A 13,293-nucleotide genomic window follows, 5' to 3' on the forward strand; every position below is an offset into this window, starting at 1 on the left:
CACGTTTTTAACAACCACCAGGTAGCTGACATGCACGTTCTGATCACCGGTGCCGCCGGTTTCCTCGGCCAACGCCTCGTCCACGCCCTCGCCACCTGTCGCGAACTGGACGGTGAGCCGCTCACACGCCTGACCCTGGTCGACCAGGTGGAGGCACCCGCGCCCGAAATTGCAGGCGTCGAGTGCGTCGCTCGGGCCATCGACATCGCCGCTCCCGGTGCACTGGACTCAAGCCTCGACGAGCACCCGGAGGTCATCTTTCACCTCGCCGCGGTGGTCAGTTCGGCCGCCGAGGCCGACCTGGATCTGGGTATCACCGTCAACTTCGAGGCCACTCGGGCGCTGCTCGAGGGCTGCCGGGCCCGCAAGCTATCGACCACTCGCCTGATCATGGCCAGTTCGGTGGCGGTCTATGGCGGCGACCTGCCGGATGTCGTCGAGGACATGACCGCGCTGACGCCGCAGAGCTCCTATGGCACCCAGAAGGCGATGTGTGAGTTGCTGATTACCGACTACAGCCGCCGCGGCCTGATCGATGGGCGGGTGCTGCGTCTGCCGACCATCGTCATCCGCCCGGGTCGGCCCAATGCCGCGGCCTCGAGCTTTGCCTCGAGCATCCTGCGCGAGCCGCTCAACGGCGAGGATGCCGTCTGCCCGGTGCCCACCGATCTCGAGCTGTTCGTGATGTCGCCGCGCCGGGTCACCGAGGCGCTGATCCACGGCGCCGAGGTGGCCGGCGAGGCCTTCGGCCCCTCCCGAGCACTGATGCTGCCGGGCATCACGGTGAGCGTCGCCGAGATGCTCGAGGCGCTGCGCGAGATCGGGGGCGACGAGGCCCTGGCTCGAGTCCGCCACGAGGCTGACCCGCGCATCGAGGCCATCGTCGCCAGCTGGCCGTCTCGCTTCATCAACGCACGCGCCCGGGAGCTCGGCTTCCAGGGCGATGCCAACCTTCGCGACATCGTCGAGAGCTATCTCGGCGAGCGTGACTGAGTCCTCGATCCCGTCGAGGAACACCCCAGCGTGTCTCTGCAACCCAAGAGGTCATAACAATGAAAGCCAAGTTTGCACGCCACAGCCTGTCCGTTGCCATCGGCAGCCTCACCACCGCTGCCCTGGCGCTCGGCGCCATGAATGCCCAGGCGGCCCAGACCATCAACCTGGGGCATACCCTCTCCGACAGTTCCCACTACTCGGTGGGCGCGGATGCCTTCAAGGAGACCCTCGAGCGACTGAGTGACGGTGAGTTCGAGGTGGTCGAGCATCCGTCCGGCGCCCTGGGTGGTGAGCGGGCGATGATCGAGGGGCTGCAGATTGGCACCGTCGATGTGGTCATCACCTCCACCGGCCCGCTGGGCAACTTCGTGCCGCAGACTTATGTGCTGGATCTGCCGTTCCTGTTCAAGGACTACGATCAGGCCCGCTGCGTGCTGGACGGCGAGATCGGCCAGGATCTGCTCGACAAGATGGGCGAGCATAATCTGGTGGGGCTTGCCTGGTCGGAGAACGGCTTCCGCCACATGACCAACAGCAAGCGTCCGGTGACATCGCCGGAGGACGCCGCGGGACTGAAGATCCGCACCATGGAGAACAAGGTGCACATGGCGGCCTTCGAGCAGATGGGTGTGCATCCGACGCCGATGGCCTTCCCGGAGGTCTTCACGGCGCTGCAGCAGGGCACCGTGGACGGCCAGGAGAACCCCATCACGGTGATCGTGGCGAGCAAGTTCTGGGAAGTGCAGGATAACCTGTCACTGACCGGCCACGTCTACTCGCCGGCCATCGTGCTCGGCTCGCCGGTGCTGATGGATGGCCTCAGCGAGGAAGAGCAGGGCTGGTTTGAACAGGCCGCTCAGGCCTCTGCCCAGGCCACTCGCGAGGAAGTGTCGCGCCTCGAGCGTGATGGCGTGGAGATGCTTCGCGAGAAGGGCATGACCGTCGAGACCGACATCGACAAGGCGCCGTTCCAGGAAGCCGTCAAGCCCGCCTACCAGATCTACACCGACCAGTACGGCAGCGAGATGCTCGACCGTATCCGTGCCAGCGACTGCTAACGCTGGCGACACCCTGATCCGGCGCCGGGCGGCGCCGGATTTTCCCTAAAGTATGGTGGATGTGATGGTGGAGCTCTTCCTGCGCTTCGAGCGCCTGACCACCCGGATCGCCCTGCTGGCGGCGATCGCGATGCTGATCATCTCGGTCACCCTGGGCTTCTATCAGGTAGTGACCCGCTTCGTGCTGGACGCGCCTTCGACCTGGTCGGAGGTGATCTCCCGCTCGGCGATGATCTGGTGCGTGTTCCTCGGCGCGGCGGCCGGCTTTCGCGGCGGCTTCATGATGTCTGTCGAGGTCATCTACAAGCTGCTGCCTACGCGTCGACTGATCTGGCTCGAGGCCTTCGTGGCCCTGTGCTGCCTGATCGTGTTTCTGGTGCTGGTCCAGTACGGCACGTCCATGACCCTGCGCGTGCGGACGCAAATGCTCTCTGGGCTAGAGGTGTCGATCGCCTGGGCCTATGCGGCCATGCCGGTCGGGGCGGGTTTCGCGCTGATCGCCGTGCTGGCGCGCCTGCTCGCTCAGGTCACCGGTCGCGAGACCATCGGCCCTGAGGAAAGTGAGACCCCCAAGGTCGCGGCGCCCACGCCGGACACCCATTCGCGCTCGGTGCATCAAGCCAGCGCTCCTGAATCAAATGCTCCTGAATCAAGTGCTACTCAATCAAGTGCTTCGCGCGATGGCGCGACGGCGCAGACGACCCATCCGCAAGACGAGGTGCGCCCATGAATGCGGCCATTGGTCTGTCGTTGATCATCCTGTTCAGCCTCGGGGTGCCGATCGCCATCTCGATTCTGCTGGCCTCGATCATAGGCATCGAATTCTTCTCGCGTCTGCCGCTGCTGCTGGTGCCGCAGCAGATGTTCGTCGGCATCGACAATTTTCCGTTGATGGCGATTCCCTTCTTCATCCTCGCCGGCAACCTGATGGCCGCCGGCGGGATCTCCCGGCGCCTGGTCGATCTGGCCAAGGCGATGGTCGGCGGCGTGCAGGGCGGCCTGGCCATGACCTGCGTGCTGACCTGCATGATGTTCGCGGCGGTGTCCGGCTCAAGCGTGGCGACTACCTTCGCCATCGGCTCGATCCTGATTCCGGCGATGGTTAAGCACGACTACCCGCGGCCGCTGGCGGCCTCCATCCAGGCCTCGTCGGCCGAGCTCGGGGTGCTGATTCCGCCCTCGATCCCGCTGATCCTGTATGGCGTCAGCACCGATACCTCGATCGGCAAGCTGTTTATCGCCGGCATCGGCCCTGGGCTTCTGATCGGCGGCGCGCTGCTGCTGTTTTTGTACCTGTTCTGCAAGATCCGCGGCTATGGCCTGCGGGACCGTGAGGATCGCCACGATCTGCCCACGGCCTTCAAGCGCGCCTGGGCAGCGATGCTGATGCCGGTAGTGGTGATCGGCGGTATCTACGGCGGCGTCTTCACGCCCACCGAGGCGTCCGCGGTGGCAGTGTTCTATGCGGTGATCGTCGGTGGATTGGTGTATCGCGAGCTGAACATGGACGAGCTGGTGCCGATCCTCAAGCAGAGTGTGATTTCCACTGCTGCGGTGATGCTGATCATTGCTGCCGCGGCCCTATTCAGCTTCCTGATCAGCCGCTCGGGTCTACCGGCTCAGGTAGCGGGATGGGTGACGCAGGTCTTCGATAGCCCGATCTCCTTCCTGCTGGCGGTGAACGTGATGCTGCTGATCGTCGGGATGTTCATCGAGACCTCGGCGGCGATCCTGGTGCTGGCCCCGATCTTCACGCCGATTGCCGTCCAATACGGCATCGACCCGGTGCACTTCGGCCTGATCGTGGTGGTCAACCTGGCACTCGGCATGTTCACGCCACCGCTTGGCGTCAACCTGTTCGCCGCCTGTGCGGTGGCCAAGCTGTCGATCGACCAGCTGTTGCCCTGGCTGATGCGCTTCGTGCTGGTGGTGCTGGCCTGCCTGATCGCGATTACCTATATGCCTTGGATCTCGCTCGGCCTGGTCGACCTGCTGTACTGACCGCCACCGATCAATCAACGACGAACGACGTAGACATGAGCGCGCAACACTCAGATATAACAACAAGCAAAGGAGAGTTAATCGATGCGTGAGCTGCCTATCACGCCTCCCGCGGGCGCCCTGATCGACGGCCGCTGGATGGACACTGCCGAGACGCTGGTGGTCGAGGCCCCGGCCAGTGCGGAGCCGCTGGCGCGGATTGCCCGCGGTGGCGAGGCCGAGATCGACGCCGCCGTGGTGGCGGCGCGCCGTGCCTTTGATGGTGAGACCGGCGACTGGCCTGCCTGGCCAGCGCGCCGCCGCGGGCAGTGGCTCTCGGCTTTCGCAGACGCCATCGAGGCTGATGCCGAGACGCTGGCGGCCCTCGAATGTGCCGATACCGGCAAGCCGATCAGCCAGGCCCGGGCGGATATCGCCGCCTGCGCTCGCTATTTCCGCTTCTATGCCGGCGGGGCCGACAAGCTTCACGGCGAGACGATTCCCTTCGAAACCGACTATGCGGTGATGACGCTGCGCGAGCCCTTCGGCGTCTGTGCGCAGATCATCCCCTGGAACTATCCCGCCCAGATATTCGGTCGCTGCGTGGCCGCGGCGCTGGCCGCCGGCAACACCGTGGTGTTGAAACCCGCCGAGGATGCCTGCCTGAGCGTATTGCACCTGGCGACGCTTGCCAGCCGCACGGAGCTGCCGCCTGGGGTGCTCAACGTGGTGCCGGGGCTCGGGCGCGAAGCGGGTGCGGCGCTGGCGGCGCACCCGGGTATCGATCATTTATCGTTCACCGGTTCGCCGGCCACCGGGACCCGGGTCAACCAGGCGGCCGCCGAGCACCATGTGCCGGTGACCCTGGAGCTTGGCGGCAAGTCGCCGCAGCTGGTATTCGCGGATGCCGATCTGGACGCAGCGCTGCCGGCGGTGCTGCGCGGCATTATCCAGAACGCGGGTCAGACATGCTCGGCCGGCAGCCGCCTGCTGGTCGAGGCGGCCTGCTTCGATGAGGTGGTGTCGCGACTGGCCGATCACTTCGCGGCCCTGCGCTGCGATGCCGGCGAGCGTGATGCTGACTGTGGGCCGCTGATCAACGGCCGCCAGCGCGAGCAGCTGGAAACGCGGCTTGCGGCGGCGAAGGCTGACGGCATTCGCGTTGCGGCGGCGGGGCAGCTTGCCCCGGACGCCCCCGAAAGCGGCCACTTCGTGGTGCCGCAGCTGCTGGTGGATGTGCCCGACGGGCATGCGGTGACCCGCGAGGAGCTGTTCGGGCCAGTGTTGGTGGTGCAGTCCTTCGAAAGCGAGGCTGAGGCCCTGAAACTCGCCAATGCCACCGACTTCGGTCTCTGTGCCGGCGTCTGGACCCGCGATGGAGGGCGTCAGTTGCGCCTGGCCAAGGGTATCCGCAGTGGTCAGGTGTTCGTCAATAACTATGGCGCCGCAGGCGGCGTCGAGCTGCCCTTCGGTGGGGTGGGGCGCTCCGGCCATGGTCGCGAAAAAGGCTTCGAGGGCCTGAAGAGCTATACCCGCCTCAAGACCGTTGCCATCCGCCACGGTTAGGCGCACTGACCCCCTTTTCCAATTTATCCCCCTTTTTATCACGGCCTATTCATCAAGGCTGACAAGGAGCAAGAGCATGACGGATTCCCGACGGGTAGGGCTGATCGGTGTTGGCCTGATGGGGCACGGAATCGCCCGCAATCTGCTGCGCCATGGCCACGCACTGAGTTTTCTCGATCACCCGGGCAACCAGCCGGTGGATGACCTGATAGCCGAAGGCGCAACGCGCCTGTCGAGCGCCGCCGAGGTGGCCGCGGCCGCCGATGTGGTGATCCTGTGCGTGACCGGCTCGCCTCAGGTCGAGGCGGTGCTCTGCGAGGCCAGCGGGGTGCTAGATGGCCTGGCGTCCGGCTCCATCGTCATCGACTGCTCCACGGCGATTCCCAGCTCGACGGTGGCGATCGCCGAGCGGGTCGTCGCCCGGGGCGGGCGTTTCTGCGACGCCGCCATGACCCGGACGCCCAAGGAAGCCGAAGAAGGGCGATTGAATCTGATCGTCGGCGCTCCGGATGAGCTCTTCGCCGAGATTCGCCCCTTGCTCGAGAGTTTCGCCGAGGCGATTACCCACGTCGGACCGGTAGGCAGCGGGCATCGGGTCAAGCTCTTGCACAACTTCGTCTCGTTGGGTTTCTCGGCGGTGCTTGCCGAGGCATCAGCCGCCGCACGTCGGGCCGATGTCTCGCCGCAGGCGCTGATCGAAGTGCTCGGCAATGGCGGTGGTGCAGGCGTGGTCTTCGAGCGCCTGAAACCCTTCATTCTTGCCGATGATGCATCGGGCTTTCGCTTCTCGCTCTCCAACGCCGACAAGGATATCGGCTACTACCAGCAGATGGTCGAGGAATTGGGGGCCAGCCACCAAGCGGCTGATGGCATCGCTGGGCTGTATCGACAGGCCATCGAGCAGGGGCACGGTCAGGCGGCGGTACCGGAGCTTGTCGCCCTGCTGGCCGAGGCATCGCGTTAGGTCTGGTGATGCCCGAAGGTGAATAGACACGGCGCCGTCACAAATCGCGTATCCTTACCTGGAACATGAGCAAGGAGCGATGATGTGACGGCGTTGGTCTATTGGATGGACATGGCGGGGGTGATCGTCTTCGCGCTGTCGGGGGTGATTCTTGCCTGCCGCACGCGCATGGATCCCTTCGGCATGCTGGTGCTGGCGGCGGTGGCCAGCATCGGCGGTGGCACCATTCGAGACCTGGTGCTGGGCGTGCGCCCGGTGTTCTGGGTCACTGATCCCACCTATCTGTGGGTGGTTCTGGCAACCGTGGGTCTCTCGATTCTCGGGTTTCACTATATTCATCGCCTGACGCGCACTTTTCTGCCGGTGACCGATGCCTGCGGGCTTGCGCTGTTCACCGTGATCGGCACTCATAAGGCGCTGATGCTGGGCAGTGCCGGCGTGGTGGCGGTGTTGATGGGCATGATGACCGGGGTAGCCGGCGGCATGCTGCGCGACGTTCTGGCTCGGCGGGTACCGATGGTGTTGCGCCAGGAGATCTATGCCACGGCGTCGATCATTGGTGGCACGGCCTATGTGCTGCTCCTCGAACTCCAGATGAATACTGTCCTTTCGATTGGCCTGGCACTGGGTTTGACCCTCTCACTGCGCCTTGCGGCCATCTACTGGCAACTGAGCCTGCCGACCTTTGCCTGGGTGGTGACGCCACCACCAGAGCCCTCTGATACTAAACCCCGGGACGCCGCGGTCGGTGGTGCCCCAGCCAACGTGCGGCGACGTCCCAAGGTGAGGGTCAAACTGATCAGCCCCAGAACGACACGCCGCCGCCGCTGAGACAACTTCTACAGTGAGCCTATACTTTTCCTGCAGCCATGTTCCGGTAGGAGGTCGTCATGCGGTCAAGTGTATCTGGGTATGAGGCCTATCATCCGCTGCAGAGCCGGCTGCGCTGGGCTCTGCTATGGCTGCTGTGCTGTCTGGTTGTGGGATGTGCTACTACCTATCCGCTTTCACAGCAGGATATTGCGGCCGAGATTCGCGCACGCTATGACACTGCCTTCGACACACTTCCCGTCGCCAACCAGCGCCATTATGCCCAGCGGCTTTATCGCATAACCGGCGACGACCGGTACTTGCCTCCACTGCAGGACTACGGCAGGCGACTCGTGGCATCTTTGCAAAAAGACATAGCCGGCTTGGCCCAGCCGGGTTATGCCGCTCATCGAGCCGCCGGGATGATCGAGCGCTATCCGGAACGCACGCAAAAGCAGCGCAGACGCAAGCAGATGCTGGGGGAGTGGGGCGAAATGATCTTCGCCAAATATCTCGCCTTTCGGCTGAATCAGGCGCGCTTTCATGGTTTATTGAATGACAAGCAGCTGCCGGAAATCGATAAGGTGATGGCGTATCTCGAAGACCAGCCGTATCGCGACTTCCTGACGTCTCCTGACGTACTCGAGGTCTATGCCGCCCAGGTCGCAAACCTGACCTATGACCTCTATGGGTTGGGGCTGGCTGATCTACGTCAAGAGGCCAAGGCAGCCTTTCGTGCTCACTACCCACCGGCGCGCGATGCCGCGCTGTCGCAAGCTTCCTTTCGCAACAAGATCTATGGCATGACGCACTTCGTGATTGCCGCCAGTGACTATTATCAGCATCGCGTGTCGGCCGCAGACAACGCCTGGATCCTCGAGGCTTTCGATGCCCAGATCGAGCGTATTTTGGCCGAGACCAAGGAAGACATCTACACCGAAGTCGGTATCAGCTTCCAACTGGCAGGACTGACGGATCACCCGGTCGTCTCGCATACTCAGCAGGCACTGGTAAGGGCCTATGACCCAGAGGCAAGAATGGTCCCCGGGGAGTTTGGCAGCACAGATCTGGCACGAGGCGAACACCGCAACGTGCTGGCCATCATGCTGATGGATTGGCCCGAGAGGCTCTATCCGGGGCCTATGCTTTTGATAGAAAAATAAGCTTCTTAGGATGACTCATTTTAAAGTTTCTGACTGACCGAGATGTGTTCGGCAGGAAGTTTTTCCTTAATCTGGTTTCTAATGTGTAGGTAGAGAGGGTTAAGCTCTTTCTTGAATTCATTTTTTGCACTTTCGTAGTTTATGTAGAAAGCACCTCTAGTTCCAAAGTGTTCGAATATATCTGTTACCCTTGTAAAATAAAACCCTGAAAATGATAGGGCTCTAGGTAAGTTAGGTTGCATTAATGCAAAGACATGTGGTCTTCCTGTTAGTCCGACTAAGGCGAAGGTTGCAAGGAAGAGGCTGATCATGATTATTGGAAACAATTCAGACTCTTCGTCTTGGAATTTAAAGTTTTTTGAGCTTTCAGTTTCTTGGTTTTTGTTCTTCCGGAAAATCTTAGGGATTGCGAACCTTGATACTTCGCACACCTCATTATTAGGAAAGTTTCTTGGGTGAGAGTTGGGGTGATTAAAAAGTGGTGTGCAAACATCCTCTAGAGGTAGTGATAAATTATCCGAATCACCCTTCACGGGTTTAACTAGCCTCATGCACCCTGCTATCATTCCAGTTCTTTTATGCGTAATAAAGCAGTGTATAGATGAGTTGTCAAAGCGATCGTATTCAAATTGTTTATCTTTGTCAGCATTAAACTTGTATTCAAGTTCTTCGATGAATATTTCATGCCTTAGCCTTCGGAGATTTTCCTCCTCCTTTTGTGTGCTGGCGATGTTGACTTGGAAATACTTGTCGAATAAATAGGCGTTTCTTCTAGCCGTATCTTTTTTTTTGCTTGTCTCTAATTTTTCTTTAGTTTCCATGGGCTTTATTTTCGTTCAGGTTGTTTGTTTTCTAAATAGTATTTTTTTGGCAAGCTCTGGTTTTCCGATATGGAATCCTTGGCCATATTTTATCCCATAACTCTGTAAAGCAATGATGGTTTCTTCGTCTTCGATGAATTCTGCAATGGCTTGTTTCCCAAGCCCAGTGGATATATCTGATATGGCTTTTACGATAACTTTGCTATTATTGTTTGAGCATATTTCTCGGATAAATGACCCGTCTATTTTTATATAGTCAATCGGAAGTTTCTCTAAGTAGTGAAAGCTGCTAAAGCCAACTCCGAAGTCATCAAGTGCAGTTTTGCAGCCTATGTTGCGTAAGGATTGAAGCATATCTCTGGCGGTGATGAAGTCTGTCACTGCAGCTGTTTCGGTAACTTCCAAGATCAATTTTTCTGGGTTGGCGCCACTATCAATAACTTCCTGCTCAAGAAATTGTTTTAGCTCTTTGTCGTGAAGTGTGTGCCCGGAGAGGTTGACAGATATGGTGATTTCGGTGTTGTTGAGAAGGCTCAGGAGCTGGAGGCTTTTCCTAATCACCCAGCGGTCTATTTGAATAATCTGCCCGCTACGTTCGGCGATTGGTATAAAATGGCAAGGCGATATTAATTCTCCATTCTCACCACGAAGCCTCAGGAGTATTTCGTAATGTTTTACTTCGCGGTCGGCTAATCGAGCAATAGGTTGAGCCATTAGCTCAAACTCATCGTTTTTTAGTGCGTAACGAATTCGCTCTATCCAATAGACACGTTCTTGCAGCTCGGTTTTTGCTTCATCAAGAGTAGAAAGTATATGCCAACGATTGAGGCTGCTCTCCTTCGCTTTGTACATGGCAACATCGGCGTTGGCCATCAGATCCGCTGGCGTATGGCCATGTAGAGGATAGCAGGCGATGCCGATACTTACACTTGTGCGGTGACGACGTCCGTCTGGTAGCAACAAGCTAGTATTATCGAGGATTTTTTCGATAGCTTTCGCAATCTGAATAGCCTCGCCATCGCCTGAGTTCTCCAATAATACTGAAAACTCATCGCCACCCAGCCGAGCGACAATGCCTCGGCTTCCCAGATTATCCTCAATATTGCGGGCTACGAGTTCAAGTAGTCTGTCACCGGCGGGGTGGCCGCTGAGTTCGTTGACATCCTTGAATTGGTCAAGATCCATGAACAGGATTGCCCCTGGAATGCCGCTATTTAATGCTTTTTCTACCCTATCTTGGAAAGCACGCCGATTATATAGACCAGTCAGAGGGTCACGGCTTGCTAGCCAGGCGAGTCTAGACTCTGCAGCTTTTCGGTCGGTTATGTCGATGCCGACAGAAATGGTATGCATAGAAGGGTCGCTGCTGTCAGATAGGCGAGCGTGATACCAGACAATAGTGCGTTGTTCTTCATTTTTACCGCGAAGTAGGCGTTCCTCTGCCTGGTGAGTCCTAATCTCATAATCAGCGTCGCTTGGATTATGGAATAGCGCTTCGAATCGTTGTCCAAGCATAATATCGTATGGCTGGCCAAAAATATCTTGGCAGTACTGGTTGACCAAGCTGATTCTGCCTTGATCGTCTTGTGTCAGAATCAAAACATGTGCAGTATCTAGAAGACTTTCGATGAAATCTCGCTCTCTGGCTAGTTCTGCCAGGCGGGCGTTCAAAAGCTCGCCGCGAGACTGGACTTCACCTTCAAGGGTCTCCAACTGACCTGCAAGATCCAATGCAGCGGCATCGAGTAGGTCGATTTCATCCAAAAGACGCCGTTTCGGCAGCGGTATCATCTGTTTAGCCTTGGCAAAACCGCCTTCTGCGAGTGCTGGCAATACGCTTGATAGCCGGCGAACCCGCGCCATGGGCTTCCAGAGGATGGCTAGAAGCATTGCTTCTGCAGCTAGCCATCCAATTAAACCGGTCGCGAGGATTGTGCCAGTATCTCGGTCGATGGCATCCATTTGCGATGAAATATCGGACATAAGTAAGAAGTGGCCATTCGCACTTCGTGTACTACCGCTGTTGAGGAGAATCGCGCTGATTTCTATATGATTATTATCATGTTTCAGCCTAATGGACCGATCTTGCAACTCTTCTAATGAACTGAGATATGCCGCTTGGTGTATAAGTGGCAAAGTTTCTTTTTGGTTGGTGAGTGTGGCCAACTTGCCATGCCAGGAACTGACACTGCGTGTTACGTCCAATTGCTCTCGAGCATATTGCCCTGTAATCAGCAGGGCGACATCGCTTCCCGATACTTCTCGGGCCTGCCGAGTTACATCAGCTAGTGAGCGAGAGACCAAGATAGCACCATGGCTTTGGCCATCTACCAGAATAGGAGCCAATGCATACTGCCGGCAGTTAGCGAAGCAGCGTAATGTCGTGAAGGGCATGTCGGAAGCAATAACTTTCTTGCCCCATTCCGTGATGGGTAAGTCATGGCCGGCCTGACTGGCACCCCATTGAGCAAGCGGCTGGCCAGTGCCATCTAGTACCATGAGTTCGTCGATACCCGCTTCCAGTTGTAGTGTTGGCCATTTATTACTGAAAGAGTCGGCGATGATTGTTTGATCAGCTTGCTTCAGAGCATTTCCAAGACCTGGGGTGAGAGAGGCGTTCAGTGCTGCGATCTGCCGCAGGCTATCCATAGACTGGCTGAGGGCTTGACGAATTACTCTGGTTTGCCGTTTCAGCTGAACGTTGCGGGAATCATCGAATTGTCGCAGAAGGTTGTCTCGGCCGACCATCGTGAAGACTGTAGTCATTCCAAGTAGCAGAAGGCTACTCAACGCAATTACGCGCCAAGTCAATCCAAGCTTAGGTTTTGTCTGCTGCGACCTGTCCATGGGTGAATAATTTTATCCTATTAGCATATGCCTGATCATAATGAAGAGGAAGTTAAAAGCGCAGCGAAAACTGAGTCAGGAACATATTCCAGTATTGACTAGTATTGGCCGCGTCAGGGTTGTCCTGAATAGGGGTCCAGCCCGTACCATTGATATAATGGTATTCTGCCGAGATGAGAATCTTGGGGTATGGTTGCCACTGCAGGCCCATGGTCCAATCCTTTGCAAACTGTGAGTGGGCTGGTCCCGCTCCACTGGATTCAAAGTACTTGCCTGAAGGGTCATCACGGTTGCTGATCAAGCTGTCATAACGAACAAGCCACTGCCAGTCCCTTCTCAGGCGATAGATGTACTGTAAATACCAGCTGTTTCCTGTGGATGAAAAATTCCTTGGCTCATTAAACCCATAAAGCTCAGTCTTTCTGACCGCATATTCTCCAGTCAGGCTCCAGTTCTCGGAATTATACTGAACAGAGAATACCCATGGTTGGAAATTAAGTTTACCGTTGTTGAGGTTGTTGTCATTTGATTCGTAATCTGCCTTGGCATGTCCAACACTAATGGCAGAGATGACCCGTCCAGCATCGTGCTCGTATCGAACTTGACCTATGAGGGAAGACTGGGACTTAAAGGACCCTGACTTATTGTAAAATCCAAGTGTTCTATCGACATCTTCACCTACTTGGGCCTCCCCGATGCCAACTTGTGCCCTAATGCTACCTGTGCTTAGTCGCTCCTCTGCGTAGATGCTAGCGGTAGTTTTCAACCCAGTTGTCCAAATCGCTTCCATTAAGCAGCTTTCTGATTCCGTTCTTTTTCCTGCGGCTTGCCAGGATTGAGCGATACTTGTCCGATGGCCTCCCAGCGTCGAACGTCGCCAGACCAGCGCTTGGGATTCAGGCGCTTTGCGCGTTCATAAACCCCTTTTCGCTCGGCCAAGCGCTTAGTATCCGTGCCACGATGCCGGTCGGCAGGCGTGACGAAGTTAATGCCACTGTGAAGGTGTTGTTCATTGTAGGCGTGCTCGAACGACAACATCCATTCCCGCACAACGGCCAGTGAGGAAAAGCCCTTCGCTGGCCACGCTG

11 protein-coding genes and 1 pseudogene are annotated in these 13,293 nt (G+C 57.8%); 8 read left to right on the top strand and 4 right to left on the bottom strand.

What is annotated here, in order from left to right; genetic code table 11:
- Positions 1-30: 30 nt before the first annotated feature.
- From denD to BCL93_RS10255, 8 genes are all read left to right on the top strand, one after another.
- A complete protein-coding gene (gene denD / locus BCL93_RS10220) occupies positions 31-993 on the top strand; it encodes a D-erythronate dehydrogenase (protein WP_112055171.1) in 963 nt (320 codons plus the stop codon).
- Positions 994-1,052: 59 nt separating this feature from the next.
- A complete protein-coding gene (locus BCL93_RS10225) occupies positions 1,053-2,054 on the top strand; it encodes a TRAP transporter substrate-binding protein (protein WP_112055172.1) in 1,002 nt (333 codons plus the stop codon).
- A 64-nt stretch (positions 2,055-2,118) separates the two neighbouring features.
- Entirely contained in the window at positions 2,119-2,784 is a 666-nt protein-coding gene (locus BCL93_RS10230) for a TRAP transporter small permease (protein ID WP_112055197.1), read from the top strand.
- A complete protein-coding gene (locus BCL93_RS10235) occupies positions 2,781-4,055 on the top strand; it encodes a TRAP transporter large permease (protein WP_112055173.1) in 1,275 nt (424 codons plus the stop codon). Before BCL93_RS10230 ends, BCL93_RS10235 begins: the two co-directional genes overlap by 4 nt.
- An 84-nt stretch (positions 4,056-4,139) precedes the next feature.
- Positions 4,140-5,600, top strand: a complete 1,461-nt coding sequence (locus tag BCL93_RS10240; RefSeq protein ID WP_112055174.1) for an aldehyde dehydrogenase family protein — start codon at positions 4,140-4,142, stop codon at positions 5,598-5,600.
- 76 nt (positions 5,601-5,676) lie between these two features.
- Positions 5,677-6,564 carry an NAD(P)-dependent oxidoreductase gene (locus BCL93_RS10245; RefSeq protein WP_112055175.1) on the top strand — a complete coding sequence of 296 codons (888 nt, stop codon included), beginning with the start codon at positions 5,677-5,679 and terminating at the stop codon, positions 6,562-6,564.
- A gap of 84 nt (positions 6,565-6,648) precedes the next feature.
- On the top strand, positions 6,649-7,395 hold the full coding sequence (locus BCL93_RS10250) for a trimeric intracellular cation channel family protein (protein ID WP_112055176.1): 747 nt from the start codon (positions 6,649-6,651) through the stop codon (positions 7,393-7,395).
- Positions 7,396-7,454: 59 nt separating this feature from the next.
- Complete coding sequence (locus BCL93_RS10255) at positions 7,455-8,537, top strand: DUF3541 domain-containing protein (RefSeq protein ID WP_112055177.1); 1,083 nt, start codon at positions 7,455-7,457, stop codon at positions 8,535-8,537.
- A gap of 20 nt (positions 8,538-8,557) precedes the next feature.
- Here BCL93_RS10255 and BCL93_RS10260 read toward each other — a convergent pair whose 3' ends face one another.
- The 4 genes and pseudogenes from BCL93_RS10260 to BCL93_RS17255 all read right to left on the bottom strand — a co-directional run.
- On the bottom strand, positions 8,558-9,358 hold the full coding sequence (locus BCL93_RS10260; protein WP_112055178.1) for a PEP-CTERM/exosortase system-associated acyltransferase: 801 nt from the start codon (positions 9,356-9,358) through the stop codon (positions 8,558-8,560).
- Positions 9,359-9,373: 15 nt separating this feature from the next.
- Positions 9,374-12,205 (bottom strand): bifunctional diguanylate cyclase/phosphodiesterase, encoded by a 2,832-nt coding sequence (locus BCL93_RS10265; RefSeq protein WP_112055179.1) that lies wholly within the window; start codon positions 12,203-12,205, stop codon positions 9,374-9,376.
- A 52-nt stretch (positions 12,206-12,257) separates the two neighbouring features.
- Entirely contained in the window at positions 12,258-12,995 is a 738-nt protein-coding gene (locus BCL93_RS17125; RefSeq protein WP_146742485.1) for a hypothetical protein, read from the bottom strand.
- A pseudogene (locus tag BCL93_RS17255) lies at positions 12,995-13,293 on the bottom strand (IS3 family transposase); the annotation flags it as partial. The pseudogene BCL93_RS17255 and the gene BCL93_RS17125, both read right to left, overlap by 1 nt.

The organism is Onishia taeanensis, from assembly GCF_003268885.1.
Taxonomy (GTDB): domain Bacteria; phylum Pseudomonadota; class Gammaproteobacteria; order Pseudomonadales; family Halomonadaceae; genus Onishia; species Onishia taeanensis_A.

Excerpts from the sequence above, each read along its gene's own strand:
- BCL93_RS10225 (WP_112055172.1), top strand. The coding sequence starts at position 1,053 with ATGAAAGCCAAGTTTGCACGCCACAGCCTGTCCGTTGCCATCGGCAGC.
- BCL93_RS17125 (WP_146742485.1), bottom strand. The coding sequence starts at position 12,995 with ATGGAAGCGATTTGGACAACTGGGTTGAAAACTACCGCTAGCATCTAC.
- BCL93_RS10230 (WP_112055197.1), top strand. The coding sequence starts at position 2,119 with ATGGTGGAGCTCTTCCTGCGCTTCGAGCGCCTGACCACCCGGATCGCC.
- BCL93_RS10240 (WP_112055174.1), top strand. The coding sequence starts at position 4,140 with ATGCGTGAGCTGCCTATCACGCCTCCCGCGGGCGCCCTGATCGACGGC.
- BCL93_RS10255 (WP_112055177.1), top strand. The coding sequence starts at position 7,455 with ATGCGGTCAAGTGTATCTGGGTATGAGGCCTATCATCCGCTGCAGAGC.
- BCL93_RS10235 (WP_112055173.1), top strand. The coding sequence starts at position 2,781 with ATGAATGCGGCCATTGGTCTGTCGTTGATCATCCTGTTCAGCCTCGGG.
- BCL93_RS10265 (WP_112055179.1), bottom strand. The coding sequence starts at position 12,205 with ATGGACAGGTCGCAGCAGACAAAACCTAAGCTTGGATTGACTTGGCGC.
- denD (WP_112055171.1), top strand. The coding sequence starts at position 31 with ATGCACGTTCTGATCACCGGTGCCGCCGGTTTCCTCGGCCAACGCCTC.
- BCL93_RS10260 (WP_112055178.1), bottom strand. The coding sequence starts at position 9,358 with ATGGAAACTAAAGAAAAATTAGAGACAAGCAAAAAAAAAGATACGGCT.
- BCL93_RS10245 (WP_112055175.1), top strand. The coding sequence starts at position 5,677 with ATGACGGATTCCCGACGGGTAGGGCTGATCGGTGTTGGCCTGATGGGG.